At 61.5% G+C, this 24,050-nt stretch carries 20 protein-coding genes; 6 read left to right on the top strand and 14 right to left on the bottom strand.

Going from position 1 to position 24,050, the window contains the following annotated elements; genetic code table 11:
- Positions 1-734 (bottom strand): DEAD/DEAH box helicase (locus DVJ77_RS21460; protein WP_225428005.1); only part of this gene is annotated, 734 nt, incomplete at its 3' end.
- A gap of 189 nt (positions 735-923) precedes the next feature.
- Between DVJ77_RS21460 and DVJ77_RS14075 the strand changes: the two genes are divergently transcribed.
- On the top strand, positions 924-3,173 hold the full coding sequence (locus DVJ77_RS14075; RefSeq protein WP_114846151.1) for a TonB-dependent receptor: 2,250 nt from the start codon (positions 924-926) through the stop codon (positions 3,171-3,173).
- A 201-nt stretch (positions 3,174-3,374) separates the two neighbouring features.
- A complete protein-coding gene (locus DVJ77_RS14070; protein ID WP_114846150.1) occupies positions 3,375-4,256 on the top strand; it encodes an alpha/beta hydrolase in 882 nt (293 codons plus the stop codon).
- A gap of 57 nt (positions 4,257-4,313) precedes the next feature.
- Here DVJ77_RS14070 and DVJ77_RS14065 read toward each other — a convergent pair whose 3' ends face one another.
- Both DVJ77_RS14065 and DVJ77_RS14060 read right to left on the bottom strand, forming a co-directional pair.
- A complete protein-coding gene (locus DVJ77_RS14065; RefSeq protein ID WP_114846149.1) occupies positions 4,314-4,613 on the bottom strand; it encodes a hypothetical protein in 300 nt (99 codons plus the stop codon).
- A 122-nt stretch (positions 4,614-4,735) separates the two neighbouring features.
- Positions 4,736-5,638, bottom strand: a complete 903-nt coding sequence (locus DVJ77_RS14060; protein ID WP_114846148.1) for a LysR family transcriptional regulator — start codon at positions 5,636-5,638, stop codon at positions 4,736-4,738.
- A 128-nt stretch (positions 5,639-5,766) separates the two neighbouring features.
- On the opposite strand from DVJ77_RS14060, the gene DVJ77_RS14055 reads away from it, so the two are divergent.
- Together DVJ77_RS14055 and DVJ77_RS14050 are read left to right on the top strand one after the other, a co-directional pair.
- Positions 5,767-6,633, top strand: coding sequence for a pirin family protein (locus DVJ77_RS14055; RefSeq protein WP_114846147.1), 867 nt, complete (start codon positions 5,767-5,769; stop codon positions 6,631-6,633).
- Positions 6,634-6,751: 118 nt separating this feature from the next.
- Positions 6,752-7,054 carry a DUF6916 family protein gene (locus DVJ77_RS14050; RefSeq protein WP_114846146.1) on the top strand — a complete coding sequence of 101 codons (303 nt, stop codon included), beginning with the start codon at positions 6,752-6,754 and terminating at the stop codon, positions 7,052-7,054.
- A gap of 7 nt (positions 7,055-7,061) precedes the next feature.
- On the opposite strand, the gene DVJ77_RS14045 is transcribed toward DVJ77_RS14050, so the two are convergent.
- The 4 genes from DVJ77_RS14045 to DVJ77_RS14030 all read right to left on the bottom strand — a co-directional run bounded on the left by DVJ77_RS14045 (position 7,062) and on the right by DVJ77_RS14030 (position 9,306).
- Positions 7,062-7,610 carry a GNAT family N-acetyltransferase gene (locus DVJ77_RS14045; RefSeq protein ID WP_225428004.1) on the bottom strand — a complete coding sequence of 183 codons (549 nt, stop codon included), beginning with the start codon at positions 7,608-7,610 and terminating at the stop codon, positions 7,062-7,064.
- On the bottom strand, positions 7,610-8,143 hold the full coding sequence (locus DVJ77_RS14040; RefSeq protein WP_114846145.1) for a phage tail protein: 534 nt from the start codon (positions 8,141-8,143) through the stop codon (positions 7,610-7,612). Before DVJ77_RS14040 ends, DVJ77_RS14045 begins: the two co-directional genes overlap by 1 nt.
- Before the next feature lie 65 nt (positions 8,144-8,208).
- On the bottom strand, positions 8,209-8,739 hold the full coding sequence (locus DVJ77_RS14035) for a phage tail protein (protein ID WP_114846144.1): 531 nt from the start codon (positions 8,737-8,739) through the stop codon (positions 8,209-8,211).
- A gap of 36 nt (positions 8,740-8,775) precedes the next feature.
- The gene (locus tag DVJ77_RS14030; protein WP_114846143.1) at positions 8,776-9,306 is read right to left on the bottom strand and encodes a phage tail protein; all 531 of its coding nucleotides are present in this window, start codon (positions 9,304-9,306) and stop codon (positions 8,776-8,778) included.
- A gap of 458 nt (positions 9,307-9,764) precedes the next feature.
- Between DVJ77_RS14030 and DVJ77_RS14025 the strand changes: the two genes are divergently transcribed.
- Complete coding sequence (locus DVJ77_RS14025; RefSeq protein WP_114846142.1) at positions 9,765-16,358, top strand: Ig-like domain-containing protein; 6,594 nt, start codon at positions 9,765-9,767, stop codon at positions 16,356-16,358.
- A gap of 47 nt (positions 16,359-16,405) precedes the next feature.
- Here the strand turns inward: DVJ77_RS14025 and DVJ77_RS14020 are convergent, their stop codons facing one another.
- A complete protein-coding gene (locus DVJ77_RS14020; protein WP_114846141.1) occupies positions 16,406-17,305 on the bottom strand; it encodes a LysR family transcriptional regulator in 900 nt (299 codons plus the stop codon).
- Positions 17,306-17,419: 114 nt separating this feature from the next.
- On the opposite strand from DVJ77_RS14020, the gene DVJ77_RS14015 reads away from it, so the two are divergent.
- Positions 17,420-18,430: an aldo/keto reductase gene (locus tag DVJ77_RS14015; protein ID WP_114846140.1), complete on the top strand. Its 1,011-nt coding sequence runs from the start codon at positions 17,420-17,422 to the stop codon at positions 18,428-18,430.
- Positions 18,431-18,602: 172 nt separating this feature from the next.
- Here the strand turns inward: DVJ77_RS14015 and DVJ77_RS14010 are convergent, their stop codons facing one another.
- The 6 genes from DVJ77_RS14010 to DVJ77_RS13985 all read right to left on the bottom strand — a co-directional run bounded on the left by DVJ77_RS14010 (position 18,603) and on the right by DVJ77_RS13985 (position 24,003).
- Positions 18,603-19,292 (bottom strand): TIGR02117 family protein, encoded by a 690-nt coding sequence (locus DVJ77_RS14010; protein WP_114846139.1) that lies wholly within the window; start codon positions 19,290-19,292, stop codon positions 18,603-18,605.
- Between the two features lie 3 nt (positions 19,293-19,295).
- The gene (locus DVJ77_RS14005) at positions 19,296-19,829 is read right to left on the bottom strand and encodes a DinB family protein (protein ID WP_114846138.1); all 534 of its coding nucleotides are present in this window, start codon (positions 19,827-19,829) and stop codon (positions 19,296-19,298) included.
- An 80-nt stretch (positions 19,830-19,909) separates the two neighbouring features.
- Complete coding sequence (locus DVJ77_RS14000; RefSeq protein ID WP_114846137.1) at positions 19,910-20,500, bottom strand: class I SAM-dependent methyltransferase; 591 nt, start codon at positions 20,498-20,500, stop codon at positions 19,910-19,912.
- Positions 20,501-20,598: 98 nt separating this feature from the next.
- Positions 20,599-21,975, bottom strand: a complete 1,377-nt coding sequence (locus tag DVJ77_RS13995) for a sensor histidine kinase (protein ID WP_225428003.1) — start codon at positions 21,973-21,975, stop codon at positions 20,599-20,601.
- Positions 21,972-22,649, bottom strand: coding sequence for a response regulator transcription factor (locus DVJ77_RS13990; protein WP_114846136.1), 678 nt, complete (start codon positions 22,647-22,649; stop codon positions 21,972-21,974). The genes DVJ77_RS13995 and DVJ77_RS13990 overlap by 4 nt, the downstream gene beginning before the upstream one ends.
- Before the next feature lie 103 nt (positions 22,650-22,752).
- Positions 22,753-24,003, bottom strand: a complete 1,251-nt coding sequence (locus DVJ77_RS13985) for an MFS transporter (protein ID WP_114846135.1) — start codon at positions 24,001-24,003, stop codon at positions 22,753-22,755.
- Positions 24,004-24,050: the final 47 nt, after the last annotated feature.

The following is a 24,050-nucleotide window of genomic DNA, read 5'->3' as shown; positions in this document are numbered from 1 at the left end:
GGCGAGGTTTGACCCCCTCCCAGCCTCCCCCTGCTAGCAGGGGGAGGAGCAAGCGTAAGCGCAGCATCTTCACCCACACCAACCAAAAACCGCGCCACCTCTTCAATCGGCTTCTGCGTCGCCGACAAGCCGATTCGCAGCAAGCGTCTCTGGCACAAACATTCCAGCCGCTCCAGCGACAGCGTCAAATGCGCGCCGCGCTTGTTGCCGGCAAGCGCGTGAATTTCATCCACGATCACCGTACGCGTGGTGCCGAGCATTTTTCGGCCGGACTCGGAGCCGAGCAGGATGTACAGCGATTCAGGGGTGGTCACCAAGATGTGCGGCGGCAGCTTGCGCATCAAGGTGCGCTCCAACTGCGGCGTATCGCCGGTGCGCACGGCGGTGCGGATATCCACATCGGGCAGGCCGAGTTTTTCCAGCTCGGCGCGAATGCCCGCCAGCGGGGCCTCCAGGTTGATACGGATATCGTTGGATAACGCCTTCAGCGGCGACACGTAGACCACGGTGGTGCGGTCCGGCAGGGTGCCGCCATTGGCCACGCCTTCGCAGATCAGTGCGTCGATAGCCGCGAGAAAGGCGGTCAGCGTTTTGCCCGAGCCGGTAGGCGCGGCGATCAGGCTGTGCTGGCCGTTGCGTATGGATGGCCAGGCAGCCGCCTGCGCGGCGGTGGGGGCCGGAAAGGTGTGTCGAAACCACGCGGTGACGGCGGGATGAAATGGCTGCAGGGGCATAGGTCTGGACCCGCCATGGCGGGAAAGCGAACTCGATCATAGATGAGGGCGATCTACCCGGTCGCAAAGCCGGCTGCAAAAACTTACGCTTTCACCAAGACCCACGACTGTATGACAATATCGTGTCGCTGCAGCGCAACAATGCCGCGTAGCGCTATCACCCGTTGCCTTTCATCCTGGGGAATACCTATGTCCGTTGCCAGTCCGTCGCGCCTTGGCGTGCTCGCTTTGTCCATTGCCGCCGCACTCACCTTCGGCGCGGTCCAGGCGCAAGACGCCGCCGCCCCGCAAGCCAAGCCGCAAACGGCTAAGACCACTGAGCTGCAGACGGTGAATGTCACCGCCGCAAAGCGCGTGGAGAACATGCAAAAGGTGCCGATCGCACTGACGGTGATTACGGCAGAGAAGATCGAGGCGTTCGGCCAGTCAGGCGATACCGTGTTGCAGCTCGCCTCGCGCGCGCCCAGCGTCTATGCCGAAACTTCGTATGGCCGGGTGTTTCCGCGCTTCTATATTCGCGGCCTGGGCAATAGCGATTTCGATTTGAACGCATCGCAGCCGGTGTCGATGGTGTACGACGACATCGTGCAAGAAAACCCGATTCTCAAAGGCTTCCCGCTGTTCGACCTGGATCAGGTCGAGGTGCTGCGCGGCCCGCAAGGCACGCTGTTCGGCCGCAACTCACCGGCCGGCGTCATCAAGTTCGATTCGCGCAAGCCAAGTCAGGAGACCAGCGGCTACGCGCGCGTCTCCTACGGCACGCTGGGCACGGCTAATGTCGAAGCGGCCCTGGGCGGCGCCCTGAGTTCGCACTGGTCTGGCCGTGTTTCCGCGCTGGCCCAGCATCGCGACGGCTGGATCGACAACGACTACACCGGCAAGAAAGACGCGCTCGGTGGTTACAACGACCGTGCAGTGCGTATGCAGGCGCTGTACGAGAACGGCGACTTCAACGCACTCATCAACACGCATGCCCGTTGGTTGAACGGCAGCGCCATGGTCAATCGCGCCAACGCTATCGAGCTGGGCAGCGACACCCTGGTGCCGGGCTTCAGCCGCGACCGGGTCACGCAGGACGGTCGCAACAAGCAGCACCTGTTTAGCTGGGGCAGCAACCTGCACCTGAACTGGAAGCTGGGCGACTACAGCTTCACCTCGATCACCGGCCTGGAACGCGCTACTACCTACAGCCTGGGCGACGTGGACGGTGGTATCGCGATACCCAATACCCCGGCGCAAGCCTCCGCAGTGACGGCGTTCCCGGTGGAAACCGCCGATGCCTTGCCGCGCGATCGCCAGCTCACCCAGGAATTCCGCCTGGCCAGCAATACACAGGATCGCTTGAACTGGCAGGTCGGCACCTACTACTTCGACGAAGACATCAAGATCACCAATTACGACTACGCCACGCTCAACAACCACGCGCTGGACGGCTACGCCAACCAGACGCAGCGGACCAAGGCGTGGGCGGTGTTCGGCTCGACCAACTACCAGCTCGCCGATGACTTTGAGCTGCGTGCCGGTGCGCGCTATTCGCACGATTCGCGCACCTTCCGCGTGGACCGCCTGTTGTCGCCGATCGGTGCCGGCCCGATGCAGTTGAGCGCCAATCCGCACGACTCGCGCTGGAGCGGCGACGTGACCGGCACCTGGACGCTCAACCCCAACGTAAACGTATATGCGCGCGTGGCCAATGGCTTCCGCGCCCCCAGCGTGCAGGGCCGCGTGCTGTTTTCCAACAGCATTTCGCAGGCCAAGCCGGAGACCATTACCTCCTACGAGCTGGGCATCAAGACCACCGGTATGGATAACCGCGTGCGCTTCAATGCCGACGTCTACGCCTTCAATATGCACAACCAGCAGCTCACCGCGGTCGGTGGCGATATCAACGTGACGCGCTTGCTCAATGCACGCAAAACACAGGGCTACGGCGCCGAATTCGATCTGGAGGCCTACCTCACGCCGCACTTCGTTCTCACCGGCGGCGGCAGCTACAACTACACCGAGCTGAAAGACAAGAATCTGGCCGTGGCCCCGTGCGGTTCCGCTTGCACCGTGCTCAACCCGCTCAACGCCAACGGCAACGCCCTGGTCGATGGCAACCCCTTGCCGAACGCACCCAAGTGGGTCGGCACAGTGACGGCGCGTTACGGTATCCCCTACGGCGAGAGCGGTGAGTTCTTCATCTACACCGACTGGAACTACCGCAGCGAAGTGAATTTCTTCCTCTATCAATCGGCGGAGTTCCGTGGCAAGCCGCTGCTCGAAGGCGGCGCGCGTGTCGGCTACAACTGGGATTTCGGCAAGCGCGAGGTAGCCCTGTACGGCCGCAACCTCACCAACAAGCGCGCCATCACCGGTGCCATCGACTTCAATAACCGCACCGCCTTCGTCAACGATCCGCGCGTGATCGGGGTGGAGTTCCGCGCCGAGCTGTAATCGGCGCGCGACCGCCGGCGCCTCGCCTGCAGGGGGAAGCAAGCTACCCCCTCGCTGGCGACCGCGCCGTTACGGTCGTGGAGCAGGCTTTTCACAGCATGCAGGGTGAGCCTGTCGCCTGGTGCCCCGCACGAAAACGCCGGGATCAGGCAAAATCGGCGTTTTGTCGCGTAGAGCACGCAAGTGAATCACCCAGGCAGCATGGTCGGCGAGCAGACCCATAGGCTATCGATGGCTGACGGCCAGACCGTGCTGGTGCGCGACTGGCCGCATCCGAAGGCACGCGACCCGGTACTGATCGTGCATGGTCTGGGCGAGCACAGCGGCCGCTATCGGCGGTTGGCGCAATGGTTTCATGCGCGCGGCTATGCGGTGCGTTGCTACGACCAGCGTGGCCATGGCGAGACAACGGGCCCGCGCGGTGCGTTACGGCATGAGGACGACTTGCTGGAGGATCTGGCCATTGTCTACAACGACTACGCCGACCAGCAGCCGCGCCTGCCGCTTTTGCTCGGCCACAGCATGGGCGGTCTGGTGGCTGCGCGAGCGGTGCTGGATGGCCGGGTGACCCCGGCGGCGCTGGTGCTGTCATCGCCGGCGCTGCGTAGCCTGGAGTCGGTTTGGATGATGCGCCTGGCCAAGCTGTTGGCGCGCGTCGTACCCAATCTCCCATTACGCAACGGCTTGCCGTCCGAGAAGCTCACGCACGATATGCAAGCCGTGGCCGCCTACCGCAACGACCCTTTGCGGCATCGCTGGGTCACCCCGCGCTTGGCCGATTTTATTTTCCGCGCCGGCGCCAGCAGCATCGCCGACGCTTTGCGCTTATCGGTGCCGACCTTGTTGCTCGTCGCCGGTAGCGACGATGTGGTCGACCCTTCCGGCAGCCGCGACTTTGCCGCCGGTGCCGTTGCCACCCGGCAACTCACCACGCGCTTCTTCGACACGCTTTATCACGAGCTATTCAACGAAGCCGAGCCTGCGCGCAGTCAAGTACTGAAGCAGCTCGGTGATTGGTTGCAGCGACGCACGTCCGCACCCCTCCCCAACCCTCCCCTGCACGCAGGGGAGGGGGCCAACTGAGGCAAGCTTTCGACTCATCTCCCTGCATGCAGGCAGGGAGTTGAATGAAGCGAGCTTTTAGCTTCTCCCCCTGCAGGCAGGGGGAGGCTGGGAGGGGGCGCAGCTCTTCGCTTCCCTCCGCGCATACCGCAACTGCACCTGGGCATGGTTGGATGAGCTTTGCGCCATATCGATAAAGGTGGCGAGGGCGGCGAAGGTGCCGGCAATGTGGTGGCTATCCATTTCAGTGTTTTCAGTGATGCTGTGACTCATGGCATTGGCCACGCTGTAGGCGTAATCGAGCAACGTGACGGCATCATCGAGCAGATCATCCGCCGAGGCGTCGGCGGCGACGTGATACGCGTCGGAAAGGCGCATCCAGGTATGAATGAATGGATAGGGCCGTTTTGGCCTTACAGAATCAAGTTGAGTGATCTAACAGAAAAATTCGACCTGGTCGTTGCTCTCTTCACCAGGGCATGTGTCACGCAACACCCGCGCTAATCCTCAATCTGTGCAAACCGTGCCACCAGAAAATCGATCAACGTGCGCACAGCGGGAAGCACACCGCGCCGCGATGGAAAGACCACATGAACAATGCCGTGCTTGGGCGCCCACTCGGGTAGCAGTGCGAGCAGGCTGCCATCTTTGATTTCATCGCAGACGATCATGCTGGGTAGTTGAGTGACGCCGATACCCCGTATCGCGGCAGTGCGTAGCGCGATCATGTCGTCGGTGACCATGCGTGGCTCGTGACGGATCGCAGCGCGCGCGCCTTCCGGGCCATCCAGTTCCCAGATGTGTTCGCCCAGTGCTGGGCGCATATCCACCGTGGGCAGGCTGTGCAGATCGGCCGGCACGTGTGGCAAGCCTAAGCGCTCGATCAAGGCCGGGCTGCCGACCAGCCGCCAGCCGCGTTCGGCCAGTACGCGCATGACCAGATCGCTATTTTCCAGTGGTGGCGGGCGCACGCGTATCGCCATATCGACGCCTTCGCCGATGACATCAACGCGGCGATTGGTGGATTCGAGCTGGATGGTCACCTTGGGATTTTCGGCCATATAGTCGGCCAGCATCTGCCCCACGCGGGCATGCAGTATCGCTACCGGACAGGTCAGGCGGATAACACCTTGCGGAGCTGATTGCCTGAGGTCGATGACCTCCTGCGCCGCCTCGGCTTCGATCAGCATGGCCTTGCAGTGCTGGTAGTACTCCAGGCCGATATCGGTTACCGAAAAACGGCGCGAGGAGCGTTGGATCAGGCGTGCGCCAAGCCGCTCCTCCAATAGGGCGATGCGTCGGCTGAGCTTGGATTTGGGAATGCCCAGCGCGCGGCCTGCTGGCGCAAAGCCCTGGTAATCGACGACCTGGGTGAAGAAATACAGATCATTGAGATCGTGCATGGCCAGGTCATCGTTCCATGGATAGGACGCAAAGGATAAATCGCGCTATCTACCGGCGCCATCGTTGCAAGCCTATCGTGCCTGTCATTCGGGTCGGCCCATTCGGCTGACTGCCAAAGGAGATCACCATGAAGAAGATTCTCGGCATTTACAGCGCTCCCAGAGGGCATTGGGTGGGCGACGGTTTCCCGGTGCGTTCGCTTTTCAGTTACGACAGCCACGGAAAGCATCTAAGCCCCTTCCTCATGCTGGACTATGCCGGCCCGGCCGCGTTCACGCCGACCGAAAAGCAGCGTGGCGTGGGTCAGCATCCCCATCGTGGCTTCGAGACGGTAACCATCGTCTACGAGGGCGAGGTCGAGCATCGCGACTCCACCGGAGGCGGCGGCAAGATCGGTCCGGGCGATGTGCAATGGATGACGGCAGCGTCGGGCATCCTGCATGAGGAGTTTCATTCGCGCGACTTCAGCCGCAAGGGCGGCACGCTGGAAATGGTGCAGTTGTGGGTAAACCTGCCGGCCAAGGACAAGATGGCGCCGGCGCGCTACCAGACCCTTATGAACAAGGACATTCCCGCGGTCGATCTGCCCGATGGTGCCGGCAAGGTGCGCGTGATTGCGGGCGACTATCAAAAGCATCGCGGCCCGGCACTGACGTTCACGCCGATCGACGTGTGGGATATCCGCCTCAATCAAGGGCATGAGGCCCGCTTCGAGGTCCCGGCGGGGCGCACGCTGGCGCTGGTGGTGTTGCGCGGTACGGTGCAGGTCAACGGCAGCCAGATTGCCCGCGAAGCGCAGTTGGTAATGCTCGATCGCGAAGGCAGCGATGTACTGGTGGAGGCAAATTCGGACGCCTCGCTGTTGTTGCTCAGCGGCGAACCGATTGACGAGCCTATCGTCGGCCACGGCCCGTTTGTGATGAACACGGTGGAGGAAATCAACCAGGCCATCGTGGATTTCAATAGCGGTCGCTTCGGCCAGATCGCGCGCTGAAACATGGCGACTTCGGCACACGTGCCGAAGTCGCAACGTCACTTTGAACTGCGCCGGAGCGCATGCTTTGTGCAACACTTCGCCCTTAAGTCTGGCCACGCTCGGGGGGAGCGCAGCGATGCAATTTTTTGCGTTGGAACATTTCGCGGGTCATCTCAATGAGACCTTTACGGTGGCGCTGGACAGCGAGGGGCGAGCACCGTTTGTTCTGGTCGAGGCACGGCCATTGGCCGTGACGGGGCGGGCCATTCCCGGCATGGTGCGCTCACCGTTTTCGCTGCTGTTTCGCAACGAATCGGCGATTCTGCTGCCGCAAAAGATCTATCAGATGACGCATGCGGCGTTGGGCGAGTTCGGCATCTTTCTGGTGCCGATCGCACGCGATCGCGATGGGTTTATTTATCAGGCGGTATACAACTGACCGGCAGTCATTCGTATTGCCAAAGCATCCGCTGATAAGGCCCTTCTTCGGCGACAACCTGGAAACCGAGGCGCTCGTATAAACGACGCGCCGCCGTGTTGCGTTGATCGACATGCAAGGCGACGCCACGACCGAAACTGCTGGCCCTGTTTTGGGTAGCGCGGATCAACTCGGTGCCGACGCCAAGCTGTCGCCATGTCGGCAGCAAGGCGATATCGACGATCATGAAATCGGCCGCTGCTTCGTGCAGTAAATAAAAGCGCCCAACCGGCGAGTGATCGTGCTCGATCACCAGAAAATCGGCGGCCGCATAGTGGCGCACGAAATGCAGATGCTGCAGCGCGAACTGATCGTCGAGAAAGGTTTGCTTGGTCGCGTTTGGCCACGGCAGCGGCGCCAACTCATCGGCGCGCAGGACGCCGTAAAGCTCGCGCATAAATACCAGGTCGCGCTCGGTCGCCGCGCGCAACCGAATACCGCGCTCCCGAAGGAGCGCGGACTCGGCAAAGGGCTTGCGATCCGGCGGAAAGGCCGGCAGTGCACGCGAAGCCCGCATTAGCTGAAGGCGGGAAAGATGCCGGTCAAGGCGATGCAGTAGTTGATGGCCAGATAGGGTTGATCGTTTTCATGGGGCAGGCTGCCGCCGATCGGGCTTAACATGCTCGGCGCGAAGGACGTGTTGGGTGCAACGTTGGGTAGAAAAGGCGAGATTTGAGTCGGTATCAGCAAACTGGCTCCAGCGGACGGTACGTTGGTGCGCTTGGTCACATCGCGTTGTGTATGCAGGTCGAAAACATGATTGTGCATCGGCATCTCACTGGCCAATAGCGTCACCGTGTCTTCACCAAAATTCTCGCCGATGGTTCGCGGCGATAGCCCCACTCCGCTACCTTGGCTACACGCTGCACGGGTCATCAGGTTGGGTAGTTGATAGGTGTTTTGGCCATTGCCGCCATAGTAGGTACCAAGCAGCGAGAACAAGGCCGTGTTCTGCGAAATCGACATCACGGCACCATTGCACTGCGAAAAACCCATGGGTGCAAAGTTAAAACCGAATAGCTGAATTTCGCCGATAAAAGGTGAGCTCATAAGATTCTCCTGGCACTGACGCGGCGCGGTGGCAGCCGGCGTCTGCGCGCGTTGATCGTAGGTGGTTAACTCTGCGACGGATAAATACCGGCCCAGGCGATGCAATACGACACGGTCAGCGTCGGCATGGTGTTGTCATGCGGAAGGCTGTTGCCTTGCATATCGATGCTGGCGCTGCCGAGTGCGAGGGTGTTGCTGCCGGTGAGATCAGTGGCATACATGGTATCGGTCGCGGGGACGGCACCTGGCAGCATAGTCGGGCCCGGTGTGGTGGCGCTGCCGTTGGTGGTAGCCGTCAAGGCGTGCGTGTGCGCTGGCATTTGCGCGGCTATCAAGGTGACGGTTTCGGTGCCGCTCCTCTCGCCGATGACTCGCGGGGTCAGTCCGTTCCCCCGGCCCCAATGCAATGGCACCCGGCCGCTCAGGTCAGGCACACTGAAAGTTGTCTGGCCGTCGCCACCGTAAGTTGTGCCTATCAATTGAAACAGCACTTGGTATTCAGCGATGCTTTTCAAACTGCCGTCACAGGCGAACCAGCCGTCGGGTACGCGTTGAAAGCCGAATAGACGAATTTCGCCCACATAAGGTGTGCTCATGGATTGCTCCGCAGTAAGAGAGTGGTGGTCGACCGCTTAGTTGCGCGACGGAAAAATGCCGACGAGAGCGATATTGAAATTAATCACCAGATACGGCTGCATATTGTCATGCGGTCCGCTGCCACCTGTCGGGAGTATTTCGGCGGGATTGAGGGCGACCAGGCCGCTGCTGGCGGCGCCGTACAAAGCATCGGCTGATGTACTACTGCCGTAGACGGCGTTGTTTGGATTTTTTACGGTACCCGCTTGCGTGCTGGCCATCACCTGATGCGTATGCTGCGGCAGATTGGATTGTAGAAGGGTGACGGTTTCAGTGCCCCCTGTTTGCCCGTAGGTATAAGACGCTCCACCACCACCTGCGGGTATGCCTGCGCCTACCGGTGTGACGCCTTGCATATTGGGCAGCATGAAGGTGGTTTGACCGTTACCGCCATAGCTGGTGCCGAGCAAGGCGAACAGCGCGGCGTTTTGATTGATGGCCAACGCCTGGCCGTTGCACAAGGCAAAGCCTTTCTGCGCAAAGCCGAAGCCGGTGAGCATGATTTGCCCGAGATAGAAATTGGACATCGGTATTCCCCCCTGTTGGATTCCGTTGTCTCTCTACTGTCCGCGATGCGGCCTGCCGGTACAAGTGCAATCTTCACGCGACTTGGAGATATGTGGTTATAGACACCCCGAGAATTTCGTAATCTCCTGGAAATAAAGTACTGAATCAGTGCGATATTCAAATCCTGTCGTAAATAAGTGCAGCTTTTATGCTCGATCTAAATTCGTGAAGAGAAGCTTCATCGCAAGTTTTTACTTCCCTTTATTCGTGCCAAAGCAGGGGTGCCAAAAGGCACGTTGAGATAAATGGTTGGGTAAATGCAAAGAAATAGCGTAATAATGCGCAGGGTTTGGGCTGACGGTAGATAACTGTCCACCCACCGATGGGGTTCGGTTCTTGCACTTCTGCCGCGCACCATCTGTGTCGTTCGAGGCGCGTCTCGCTGGGTACGCGCAATAGGGGCTCGAAGGAGTAAGACATGCAGGGTTTTCAGACTGTCGGCTCGACTGTGGGCGCGAGAGGTTTTCAGGCTCGTTTTCTATTTTGGTTTGCGATGCTGGTGCTGTGTGCGGGCATGCTATTGCCTGTCACGGCACGGGCGGCTTGCACGAATCCGATTGTCGACACGGTGGCCTCGGGCGGCACGCTTGTTATCGACGAAAATACCTGCTCGCCCGGAGGCATCACTGCCACCGGTTCACAGCCAGCGCACGGCACGTTAGTCGTCGATCAAACCGCGAATAACCTTACGTATGTCAACAACGGCGATAGTTCAGTCACTGACTCGTTCACCTTCATGGACGACAACAGCATCGTAGTCACCGTGAACCTGACCATTGGTGCAGGTGGATCCACACCGATCACGATCGGCCCTGCCACACTGCCTTCGGGCACAGTCGGTTCCGCATATCCAACAACAAACCTTACTGCCAGCGGCGGCAATGGTGGTCCATATACCTATTTCATTTCCGCTGGCAACTTGCCGGCCGGTCTTACCGACTCGTTAGGCGGCGTCCCCGGCGCCCTTGGAGGTACACCGACCGAAGGCGGCAGTTTCACTTTTACCGTTACGGCAAGCGACGGCGTACACGACGGCACCCGGACCTATACCTTGAATATCGGCGGCGGCCTCACCGTGTCACCGCCATCAGGGGCGCTGACAGCCATCATCGGCACGGCCTATAACCAGCCCATTACCGCCACTGGCGGTACCGGCCCCTACACCGTGGCCTTGCTTCTGGGCGGTACGCTACCTGCCGGCATCACCTTGACAGGCAACGCGCTGGTCGGCACACCGACAGCGCTTGGCGCGTCGACGTTTTCGCTCAAAGTTACCGATAGCGGCAGCTCCGTCAGCGAACAGGTCAACTACACGCTGACCGTGAATAACCCGCCTAAACCGGTGGCGAATAACGTCAGTGCCACCGTGGCCTTCGGCAGCTCAGCCAATCCGATTACATTGAACATCAGCGGCGGTACGCCGACGTCCGTCGCTGTGGCAACCGCGGCTTCACATGGCACCGCCACCGCCAGCGGCACATCGATTACCTACACGCCCTCCGGTGCCTATTCGGGTAGCGATACCTTTACCTATACAGCGACGAATGCCGGTGGCACCTCGGCGCCCGCCACGGTGACCATTACGGTGTCCCCGCCGCCGGTACCGGTGGCGAATGCGGTCAGCGCCACCGTGGCCTATGGCAGCACCAGCAACCCGATTACCTTGAATATCACCGGTCTTGGCGTGACCTCGGTCGCCGTGGCTAGTGCGGCAGGAAATGGCACGGCCACCGCCAGCGGTACCACGATCACGTATACGCCTGGGGCCACTTACTCTGGCCCGGATAGTTTTACTTATACGGCGACCAATGCCGGCGGTACGTCGGCACCGGCGACCGTGACCATTACGGTGACCCCACAGCCTCCAGTGACTGGCGCGGTATCGGTCTCGGTGCTTAAAAACAGCACCAATAATCCAGTCACGCTTGCACTTAGCGGCGGTGCCGCAGCCTCGGTGGCGGTAGCAAGCGCCGCAACACATGGCACGGCCACGGCCAGTGGTACGTCGATTACCTACACGCCCGCGAGCAATTACGTAGGCAGTGACAGCTTTACTTACACCGCGACCAATGCCGGCGGTACCTCGACACCAGCCACGGTGACGGTGACGGTGAATCAGCCAGTACCGGTGGCCAATGCGGTCAGTGCCACCGTGGCCTATGGCAGTTCAGCCAATCCAATTACGTTGAACATTAGCGGCGGCACGCCGACTTCGGTCGCGGTGGCAACGGCGGCTTTGCATGGCACGGCCATCGCCAGCGGTACGTCGATCACCTATACGCCATCCAGCACGTATTCGAGTAGCGACACCTTCACCTACACGGCGACGAATGTGAGCGGCACGTCGGCTCCCGCCACCGTGACTATTACGGTGACGCCGCCGCCAATACCGGTGGCGAATGCGGTCAGTGCCACGGTGGCTTACGGCAGCAGCGCCAACCCGATTACCTTGAATATCACCGGTCTTGGCGTGACTTCAGTGGCGGTAGCCAGTGCAGCCGGGAACGGCACGGCCACGGCTAGCGGCACTACGATCACCTATACGCCTGGGGCCACTTACTCTGGCCCGGACAGCTTTACTTACACGGCGACGAATGCCGGTGGCACGTCGGTGCCGGCCACCGTGACCATCACGGTGACTCCACAGGCTCCAGTGGCCGGGGCGGCAGCGGTCACGGTGATTGAAAACAGCACGGCCAATCCCGTCACGTTGGTGCTTAGCGGGGGTACGGCAGCCTCGGTGGCGGTAGCGAGCGCGGCAACACACGGCACGGCCACGGCCAGTGGTACATCGATTACCTACACGCCGGCCAGCAATTATGTGGGCAGTGATAGCTTCACTTACACCGCGACCAATGCCGGCGGTACTTCAGCACCGGCTACGGTGACGGTGACGGTGAATCCACCGATTCCGGTGGCGAATGCGGTCAGCGCCACGGTGGCTTACGGCAGTTCAAGCGACCCCATTACATTGAATATCACCGGCAGCGCGGCGACCTCGGTCGCGGTGGCCGGTGCGGCGGCACATGGCACGGCCACGGCCAGCGGTACGTCGATCACCTACACACCTGCCGTCGGTTATTCGGGCAGCGACAGCTTTACTTACACGGCCAGCAATGTCACCGGTACTTCGGCGCCCGCCACGGTAACCATTACGGTGAGCCCGCAGATCCCGGTGGCTGGAGCGGTATCGATCACCGTGCTCGAAAACACCAGCAATGACCCAGTGACGCTGGCGCTTAGCGGTGGCGTGGCTACTTCGGTAGCGATAGCTGGTGCCGCTTCGCACGGCACGGCTGTGGCCAGTGGCACATCGATCACCTACACGCCTTCGAATGGCTATACGGGTAGTGACAGCTTTACTTATACGGCGACCAATGCCGGTGGAACTTCCGCGCCGGCAACGGTGACGGTGACGGTGAATCCGCTGGTACCTGTGGTTAATGCGGTGAGTGCGAATGTCGTCTACGACAGCAGCAACAATGCCATCACATTAAGCATCAGCGGTGCGGCTACTTCGGTTGCCGTGGCCAGTGCGGCTGCCCATGGCGTAGCGACCGCCAGCGGTACCGCGATCACTTATACGCCCACAGCCGGCTACTCCGGCCCGGACAGCTTCACTTACACCGCCAGCAATGTGACGGGTACGTCGGCAGCGGCCACCGTTACGATCACCGTGGGCAGTGCCACGATCACCATCAACGCCTCTTCGCCGCTCACCGCGACCGTCGGCGTGCCGTATACGCAGACCTACACCTTCAGTGGTGGCGCCGCGCCATACACCGGCATTGGCGTCACCAATATTCCGCAGGGTCTGTCGATTACCGGCACCACAGCCAATAGCGTCACGATATCGGGCACGCCGCAGGCGGCGGGTACGTTTGCTGAAACGGTTTCGGGGACAGATAGCAGTACCGGTGCTACCCAATTCACCGGCACGCGAGTTTTCACGCTGACGACTAACGCACCCCTGCTGGTGATGTCACCGGCCACCGGTACCTTGACCGTGCCATACGGCAATCCATACAGCCAAACGGTCAGCACCAGCGGTGGCACCGCGCCGTACACCTATGCCTTATCTGGAGCCTTGCCGACGGGCCTGACGTTCAACACGGCCACTGGCGTGTTGTCGGGTACGCCGACACAGCCCGGCAACTTCCCGATCACGATCAGCAGCACCGATCACTCCGTGGGTACGGGCGCTCCGTTTTCGACCAGCACGGTTTACACCCTGGCGGTGGCCACACCGAACATCGTTTTGTCGGGAACCTTTCCGAACGGCATGGTCGGCGCGGTGTATCCGGCCGCCGCGCTGAGTGCCACCGGCGGTGTGGCTCCGTATCACTATCAGGTGACTGCGGGCGCGATTCCGCCCGGTCTTGCGCTCAATGCGAATACCGGACAACTCAGCGGCACACCAACCGGTTCCGGCACCTACCCATTCAGCGTGACCGCCACCGACACCAACAGCCAGACCGGCGTACAGGCATACACGGTAACGATCAGTGTGGCGACCCTGGCGATGACACCTGTGAGCCTACCCAATGGCATCGCGGAAACGGCGTACAGCCAGGCTGTCAGTGCGAGCGGCGGTATTACGCCGTACACCTATAGCGTGGCGAGCGGCGCCTTGCCGGTCGGGGTGACCTTGAATGCGGCGACGGGTGCTTTGAGCGGTACCCCTACCGTGGCCGGTCATTTCACCTTCGCCATCCGTGTCGTCGACAGCAGCACCGGCGCCGGTTCGCCGGCGATGTTGACGATGAACTACGCCGTCGACATCACCGCACCGGCGATTACCGTTACGCCTGCCAGCTTGCCTGCGGCACAGGTCGGCGCGAACTACAGCCAGAACATCAGTGCCAGCGGCGGCAGTTCGCCGTATGCCTTCAGTGTCAGCGCGGGCAGCTTGCCTGGCGGTTTGGCCTTGAGCGCCAGTGGTGTTTTGAGCGGCATGCCGACGACACCCGGCAGCTATGCGTTCACGGTATCGGCCAAGGACAGCTTGAACTTCAGCGGCAGCCAGAGCTTCACCTTCGTCGTAGGCCAACCGGTGCCGATCGTGGTCAACGATACGGCGAGCACGCCGGCGAATACGGTGGCGACGATTCCGGTGACCAACAATGACACCGGCCCGATCACCAGCATTGCCATCGGCCAGGCGCCGACGCATGGCACGGCGAGCGTGAGTGGCTTGAACGTGGTTTACACCCCGGCCAGCAACTTCTTCGGCAACGATACGCTGACCTATACCGCGACCGGGCCGGGTGGAACATCGGCAGCGGCGACGGTGAGTATCACCGTGACGCCGCTGGCGGTGCCGGTGGTGCTGGCGCAGACCGTCACCGTGCTTGCCGGCAAAGCGGTGACGATTCACGTGACGACGGGTGCCACGGGTGGGCCGTTCACCACGGTGGCGATCGCCACGGCACCGGCGTCGGGCGTAGCCAGTGTCAGCGGCACCGACATTGTCTATACGGCGCCTGCGGATGCTTCGGGCCATGTCAGCTTCAGTTACACCGTCGCCAATGCATTTGGTGTGTCCTTGCCGGCAACCGTCGCGGTGACGGTGAATCCACTGCCGGTAGCGGCAGCGCTGACAGCTACCGCCATCGCGGGCACCACGGTGCCGATCGATCTCACGGCTGGCGCGCGCGGCGGACCTTTCACTGCGGCCAATCTGGTATCCATCTCGCCGGCCAATGCGGGTAGCGGAACCATTCGCGCCACGGCAACGGGTTATGCGCTGGACTTCACCGCCGCAGCGGATTTCAGTGGCGTGGCTCAGCTCAGCTTCACTCTCAATAATGCCTATGCCACTTCGGCGCCGGGCACGGTGACAGTGACGGTGACCGGGCGCAGCGATCCATCGAAGAACGCCGAAGTACTGGGCATTCTGAGTGCGCAGGCGGACGCTGCGCGACGCATGGCCATCGGCCAGATCAACAACTTCCAGCGTCGCCTGGAGAGTCTGCATAGCGGAGCCGGCGGCAGTGACTTCAGCAACGGGATTACCTTCAGCTCCGGCGGTGGACGCCGGGCCGCCAAGGATCCTTTCCTGAGCATGATGCGCGGTAACTCTGCCGATAATGACGAGCGCCGTTATCTGGTGCAGCCAGACGCGGAGGGTGCGGGCTTGAGTCGCGCGAGTGGTTCGGCCGGTAGTGCGCCGGGCGATATCCGGGTATGGACCGGTGGTGCGGTGAACTTCGGTACGCGTCAACTCGGCGCCAGCGCCAACGGCATCGATTTCACCACCTCGGGCCTCAGCGTAGGCGCTGACAAGCAGATCAACTCGTCGCTCGCGGCAGGTGTCGGCGTCGGCTACGGCCACGATGCTTCGGATATTGGCCAGAAGGGCAGTCGCAGCACGGTCAATAGCTACAACATCGCGGCATATGCGAGCTACCGCCCGACCGAGGCGACGTATCTCGATGCGCTGATCGGCTACCAATGGCTGTCGTTCGATGCACGCCGCTATGTCACCGATAACGGTAATTTTGTGACCGGCAGTCGCGATGGCAAGCAATGGTTCGGCTCGCTTGCATTGGGCTATGAGCATCGCGGTGAGCTATGGCTGTTGTCACCGTATGGCCGTCTGGATGTGGCTAACGCCAAGCTCAACAGCTACACCGAGCATGGCGATCCCGTGTACTCGCTGAACTACCAGAAGCAAACCGTGAAAACCTCCACCGGCAGCGTGGGCTTGCGTGCTCAATACCTCCTCAAGGAGGACTACGGCACCTGGATGCCGAGCGCGCGCGTGGAGTATCAGCGTGACTTCCAAGGCGCCAGCCTGGCTACGATGAGCTATGCCGATCTGCTGAGCGGTCCGCTCTATCACGCCACGCTGATGCAGCAATCACGCAATCACACCTTGCTTGGGATAGGCGTGCAGTTGCAAACGCTACGCGGTTGGACCTTACGCTTCGAATACCAGAACCTGCTCGACAACAGCAGTCAGGACAATCAATCGTTCCTGTTCGGCGTGGAAAAGAAGTTCGATCCGTAGTGGATGTGCGGTGCTGCGCCCACGGGCGCAGCACCGCACGCACGGTTTCAACGGCTGCGCTCGCGCTTGAGATAGTCGACAAAAGCCCGCATCGGCGCCGGCATATGTGCGCGGCTGGGGTAATACAGCAACGGGCCGGAAAAGCTTTGCCACCAATCGTTGAGTATGGGCACCAGCGCGCCGCTGGCGAAGGCGCCGCGTAGGTCTTCCTCGAAGATATAGATCAAACCCAGGCCGGCGATGGCGGCTTCGATTTCCATGTCGATGGTGGAGGCGATCAGCGGCCCGTCCGGGCTGATGCGAATGATCTCGCCATCGCGTTCCAATTCCCATGGTGCGACTACGCCGCTGGCAAAGCGGTGGCGAATGCAGGCGTGCTGCAACAGCTCGCCGGGATGTTCTGGCCGTCCATGCGCGGCGAGATAAGCCGGCGAGCCGGCGGCGACAAAGCGTTGCACGCGTGGCCCGATCGGGATGGCAATCATGTCGCGCTCGATGCTTTCCTCGTAACGGATGCCCGCATCGAAGCCGGCGGCCAGCACATCGATAAACGTATCGTTGGTGGTTACTTCAAGCTTGATGCCGGGATGCGCGGCAAGAAAGCCAATCGCGATCGGCGGCAGGATATGGCGGGCCACAATGGTGGGTACATTGAAGCGCAAGGTGCCGGTGGGGCTATCGCGAAAGCTGTTGACGGTATCCAGCGCGCCGGCGATCTCGTCCAGTGCCGGGGTCAGCCGCTCCAGCAGGCGCTGGCCCGCCTCGGTGGGGGTGACACTACGGGTGGTGCGATTGAGTAAACGCACGCCGAGCTGAGCTTCCATCCGGCGCAGGGCCGCGCTTAGCGCCGAGGCCGAAACGCCGCGTATCGCTGCGGCACCGCGAAAGCTGCGTGCGCGAGCTACCGCCATAAAAGCATCGAGGTCAGAAAGATCGGGATCGCTCATTGTGCGTAAATCCGTACAACCTGTGCGCAGTGGGCCGGATTATCGCACGCCGATCCCGCGCCCATACTTCACCCCGTCAACGCCGCATCGGGCGGTTAATCAGGAGCTATCCCCATGAAACATCGTCAATTAGGTGCGACCGGTCCGCGCGTATCCGCCCTTGGGCTGGGTTGCATGGGCATGTCGGGCATGTACGGCCCCTCTGACCGGGTCGAGAGCCTGGCCACCATTCATGCTGCGCTTGAGGCCGGCGTTACCTTGCTCGACACGGGCGATTTCTACGGCTCGGGCCACAACGAGATGTTGATCGGCGAGGCATTGAAGGGCGCCGGCGCCAAGCGCGACAACGCGCTGCTCAGCGTGAAGTTCGGCGCTCAGCGCGACCCGGCCGGCGGTTGGGCAGGCAACGACACGCGGCCTGAGTCGGTGAAGAATTTCCTGGCCTATACATTGCAGCGGCTCGGCGTGGATCACATCGATATTTACCGGCCGGCGCGACTGGACCCCCATGTGCCGATCGAGGAGACGGTCGGCGCCATCGCCGACATGGTCAAGGCGGGTTATGTGCGGCATATCGGTTTGTCCGAAGTCGGCCCGGAGACTTTGCGCCGGGCGGCAGCGGTGCATCCCATCAGCGACTTGCAGATCGAGTACTCGCTGATCTCGCGCGGTATCGAGGACGGCATCTTGAAGACTTGCCGCGACCTGGGCATCGGCATCACCGCTTATGGCGTGCTTTCGCGCGGCCTGATTAGCGGGCATTGGCAAAAAGATGCCACCACCGCCAGCGATTTCCGTGCGTACAGCCCGCGTTTCCAGGCCGGCAATATCGATCGAAATCTCGCCTTGGTCGAGGCCTTGCGAAAAATCGCCGATGCCAAGCAGATCAGTGTGACCCAGCTCGTGATTGCCTGGGTGGCGGCGCAAGGCGAAGACATCGTGCCGCTGGTCGGTGCGCGTCGTCGCGACCGCCTGCAAGAGGCGCTGGGCTCGCTCGATGTGGTGCTGAGCGCGCAAGACCTGGCGCAGATCGAAACGGCCGTGCCCAAGGGCGCCGCATCTGGCGATCGCTATGCCCCGGCGCAGATGGCGCATCTCGATAGCGAAGGCCCCGGCCACGTGTAGGTTGGGGTGAGCAAAGCGAACCCCAACGCCGCGAAACCTACCAACATCGCAGCGGTAGGTTGGGCTGAACGGAGTGATGCCCAACGTGGCGCAACGTTGGGGGCAGATGTTGGGCGCAGATGTTGGGGTTCGCTTTGCTCACCCCAACCTACGACTGCCTTACTCGCCATGGTCAGCGCGGTGTCAGATACCAAAGCACATTCGCATCGAGCGGTGTCCAGCGACTGACCTTGACACCGGCCTTCAGCAGGCCACGGCCAATCCAGGTATTGCAGGTATTGAACAGATGATATGAGCCGTTTGCCTCGAAGAAAGCATCGTGTCTGCCGTAGTGCGCATCGGTCACATTCACGCCACCAGATGTATCCCGGCGGGTGGTATCGAGAACGTAGTGAATAAGCGACGCATATTGGGCCTGAGAAAGCGGTAATCGGTAGACGTCGGTCTGCAGTTCGGCTGCACTCAGATACTCGACATGCAGCAACGAGCGATCGCGTCCCAGCAGGGCATTGAATGCGCGCCCGGCGGTGAGGTCGCTCCAGTTCGGCGTGTTCAAATAAAACTCGCGATCGCCCCAGCCGATGGCAATGAAGTCGAGGGCGGCGGGCATGGCGGTGAAATGCTCGGCGGCAAATACGTTGGTCCAGTCCATTTGCGTCGAACGGGCGGGGAAAACAAAATCGGTGTGGACGCCGTTCGAAACGATATAGGCGTCCACGGAGTGAGCAACTGGCGCATCTCGGTTGGCCGGAACAAGCAGCAAGCCGAAGGCCGCCAGCAGGTAGCCGGCGATCAGGATCAATGGCGCGGCAAATAGCCATCCGATCCATTTGTACACGCGCCGTAAGGCAGGCTTACACACGAGCTATGCCTCGGGAATAAGAACAAGCAAATCGGTCGCACCCACATCGACGCCGGCTTGAGAAAGCAAGGTCGTCACCTGGCCGCGATGGTGGGTTTGGTGATTGAAGAAATGCAGGATAAGGCCGAAGAAGTTTCGCTTTGAGGCGATACCTTTCGTATTTGAATAAGCCAACACGGCATCGAGTTCGCCGTCGTGAACCGACTGGGCCCATGCGGTGATGGCCTGATCGAGTAACTGTCGATGCTCGGCAAGGCTGCGGATGTCGGCAAAGGGCAGTGGTTCAAGGCTGGTTAGCGCGGGCAGTTCGCGTATCGGCTGCAGCGCGGCGTAGTTTTCGGTGTGCGCCGCAAAGCGCCTCAGCCAGATTCTGTCTGCTACGACGAGGTGATTCAGCGTGCCGAGAATGGAGCCGAAAAAGGCTTTCTTGTCGGCGCTCAATGCCTCGTCCGGCAAAGTCATGGCAGCGTCGTACAGCTTGCTGTTCATCCATGCGTTGTATTTCGCCATAAGGCGAATCTGATCGGTGCGGTTCACGTGGCTTCTCCTGAAGATGCTCCAGTTTATTGGACACAGGGTCGAACCGATCGAACCAGCCTGGCTTAACCGTGACGGTGTCAGGCGACATCCAGCGCATGCATGCCGCGGCGACGGATACGGTACACGGCGGCCGGTGGCATATTACGGACCACATAGCCTATGCGCGTAGCTTCGAGATCCAGGCGTAAGAGCAGCGCCCGTGGTATCGGGCAAGCCAGGCCATAAGTGAATTGATAAAACGCACCGTCCTCGGTGAGGCAGGCAAAGGCGCCGGTGAGAATGGCCATGATCCGCTCAGCCGTGAGATTGAGCAGCGGCAGGCCGCTGACGACCGCGCCGGTGCAACCAGGCTCCACCCGTGCCCAATCGCCGAGCTGTATCGCGTCGATGCGCAGCAAGCGCGCTTGCGGAAAGCGTGTGCGCAGAAGCAACGCAAAATCCGCATTCTGCTCGACCAGAACCAGATTGGCTTCTCGGACGCCGCGGGCCAGCAACGCGCGTGTGAAAACGCCGGTACCGGCACCAAGCTCAATCACCCGGCCCGAGCGGCAGGTGATCTCGCGAGTCATCATTTGCGCCAATGCCGCGCTGGACGGTGCGATCGCGCCAATGCGGGCAGGGTCGGCAAACCAGTGGCGGAGAAAGTACATCAGGTCGCTTGTGGTCATCGGTGGTATGTAGGCATGGGGACGATACCGATCTTCCAGCTAAGCATTGCGCGAGCATTGCGCTGCGCTATTCCCAGCGATCGCCGTGCCCGTTCTTATCAGGAAAAGCGAGCAACAGGCGCCGCTATCGGAAACGACAATCTGAAACATGCGCCGCCGAGCGGTTCGTCGTGCACCGAGATGCGGCCGCCATGCCTGCGCACTATTTCGCGCACCAGGTGCAGGCCGAGACCGACACCGCGGTCGAGTGGCTGCACACGGTGGAAAGGCTCAAAGATGCGTTCGCGGTGATCTGGCGCTACACCGCCACCCTCATCAGCGACTTCAATCGTGCGATCGCTGTGCACACGCAAGCTGATCGTGCCGCGGCGGCCACCATGTTGAATCGCGTTTTGTACGAGATTGGCCAGGGCTCGCTCTAGTGCGGAGCGATCGGCTTGTAACAGGATCTGCGCCGTGTCCGCTTCAAAAGCGATCGTATAGCCGGCGGCGATGACCAGCGGAGCCAGATCGGCGGCCACGCGCTGCACCGTGGCGACCAGATCGACGGATGCGAAGGTGATCGCCTGTTGATCGAGTCGCTGCAAATCCAGCATTTGTTCGGCCAGATTGGCCAGGCGTGCAACATCTTCCAGCAGGCGCGCGTTTTCGGGATTCGCCACAGCCCCCTCCAGGCGCGTCTGCAGAATGGCGATGGGTGTGCGCAGCTCGTGCGCGGCGTCCATCAGAAACCGTTGTTGGCGTGCGTAGCCTTCGTCGAGACGCCCGAGGGCGGCGTTGACCGCATCGACCAGTGGCATCGCTTCGGTCGGCACGTCGGTGGTCGCCAAGCGCACGCCGCGCTGTTCGACGTCGATACGCCCGGCATCGGCGGCGGCTTGATCCAGGCCTTTCATCGTGCGCCGCACGACAATGGGCGTGGCGACGAGCGTTGCCAGGGCCATCAAGAGAATGGCGGGAAAAATGAAGGCCACCAGCACCAGCATGGTCGACACCAGTACTCGCCAAAGCGGTACCTGGCCACCGGGTCCGGTCATGGCATGGACGGTTCCGGCTGGTGTCAGGATGCGTCTGACTTGCGCGGTCGGTCGCGCCGGATCGCCCATATTCCAGCCCAGCCGCCCTTGGCCGATGGCATTGAGCGCATCGCCGATGCGCGCGTACTCCGGCGGCACGCTGCCTTCGGAGACGACATGTCCGTGGTCATCCCTGACGACAAACCACAGATCGGGCACATCGGTGCGCAGACGATTCAGCGCCGAGGTCGGGCGCAAGCTCAGGCCGCCATCGGCATCACGGGTCACCGCTTCGCGCAATGCATTGAAAACATCGTCTTCGGATTCCAGCGTCATCATCGAGCCGCTCATCCACAGCAGGCCGACGATCATTATCAGTAGCAACGCCAGCAGGGCCGCCTGCAGCGCCACCAGACGACGTATCAGCCGCCATCGGAGCGAGTTCGCGCCACGTTTCAACGCGATGCCTCGCGCAGTAGGTAACCGACGCCGCGAATGCCGTGAATCTCGATATCGGCACGAGCTTGCGCGAGTTTGCTGCGCAAGCGCGAAACGTGGGTGTCCAGAGCATTGGATTGCACATCGTCATCGAAGCTATAAACCGCCTCCTCCAGCGCGCTGCGCAGTACGGTGCGGCCTCTTCGGCGCAATAGCGTTTCCAGCACCAGCAGCTCGCGTCGCGGCAGCTCCAGCGGACGGTCGTCGATGCTTGCCTCGCGATGGGTCAGGTCGAAGCTGAGCCGGCCGATGCGGATCACATCGGCCACCACGCGACTTGGCCTGCGCAGCACGGCGCGCAGGCGTGCCAGTACCTCTTCCACCGCAAACGGTTTGGCCAGGTAGTCATCCGCGCCGGTGTCCAGTCCGGCGATGCGGTCGCCAAGTTGACCGCGCGCGGTCAGCACGATCACCGGTATGTCGATGCCGCGTGCGCGTAGTTTTGCGATCAGGCTCAGGCCGTCGCCATCGGGCAGTTGGCGATCCAGCAACACGGCATCGTGCACCTTGATGGCGAGCGCCTGCTCGGCGGCCGTCAAGCTAAGCACGTGATCGACGACGATGTCGTGCTTCGCCAGCGCTGTCATCAGCGCCGTAGCCATTTCCGGTTCATCCTCGACCAGCAAGACACGCATGCGCGAACGCTCCGAGCAAAATATCACCGTGGCACGATGACATTGCCACTACATTGCGCAAGAGCCGGTTGGCATGGGGTGCGACTGCCGGGAATGCTCTGATCTATTCGATCGGCCGCGCTATCAAATCACCGATAAATGCCAGCACGCAGAAGGCCAGGCAAAGCAGGCAAACCCCGCTCCATCCAGCGATAGCCCAGGCGGTTCCGGCAGCTACCGCGCCTAGGCCGCCACCGACGAAAAACACGCCGACGAACAGGCCGTTCAGGCGGCTGCGTGCGGTCGGATCGAGCATATTGATCGCACGTCGACCCAAGGTCTGGTCGCCGATGGCGCCCGCGTCGAGCGCGATGGCGGCGACGACGAGCAGGCTCAACGCCAGTTGCGGATGTTCGGCGACATCAAAGCCGAACCAGCCGGCACCCGCGCTACCCGCAAGCAGACTTCCGCAAAGCAGCACCACATGCGAGGCAGGCATGCCGATCGCGCTATGGCCGCGATCGCCGATTTTTCCGGCCAGCGGGGCAACGACGATGCCGGCGACGCCCGCCAGTGCAAACAACGCCACACCGTGACTGTCCAGTGAGAACGGCATTTGCACCAGGCGTAAACCAATGCCGGTCCAAAAGGCGCTAAAGCCCGCCATGGCGATTGCCGCCGAGTACGCATGGCGACGCAGCACGGCTTCGCGTCGCCATAGCATCCACAACGAGGCGATCAGCGCACGATAAGTCTTGCCGCCGGCCGGCTGGCGCGACGGCAGCCAGCGCCATAGCGCTAGTGCCAACAACGCATCGAGTACTGCGAGCATGCCGTAAAACACGCGCCATCCGAATGCGCCGGCCACCAGGCTGGCGAACGGGCGCGAAAGGAGAATGCCAAGCATCACCCCGCTCATGACATTGCCGACGGCGCTGCCGCGCCGGTCGGGATGGGCCATGGCCGCCGCCAACGGCACCAGAATCTGGATGGCGCACGACGTGGTGCCGGCAAGGCAAACCGCCAACAGAAACCAGGGTGCCGTCGGTGCAGTGGCGGCTAGTGCCAGCATCAATGCGCAGCACGCCAGCGTCATTACCGTGAGTCGGCGGTTCTCCAGCAGATCGGCCAGCGGCACTAGAAAAAGCATACCGATGGCATAGCCGAGCTGGGGCAACATGGCGACCAGGCCCGCCATCGACATCGGTAAGTGCAGTGCGCGTCCAACCGGGCCGGTCAATGGTTGTGCCGCCGTCAGGTTGACGATGATGACGCACACGGCGAAGGCAAACAGCGCCGTCAGTGGCCCCGTAAGCTGTGCAACAGGCTCGCTCGCTTTCGCGATATCGAGAGGGCGACGGGAAAGGGACAGCATGATCGGGCCTTGCCAACGAGGAGACTGGCGATGCTAAATACATCCAC

It is taken from the genome of Dyella tabacisoli, assembly GCF_003350925.1.
Lineage (GTDB): Bacteria > Pseudomonadota > Gammaproteobacteria > Xanthomonadales > Rhodanobacteraceae > Dyella_C > Dyella_C tabacisoli.
This window is presented reverse-complemented; position numbering and strand designations above follow the sequence as displayed.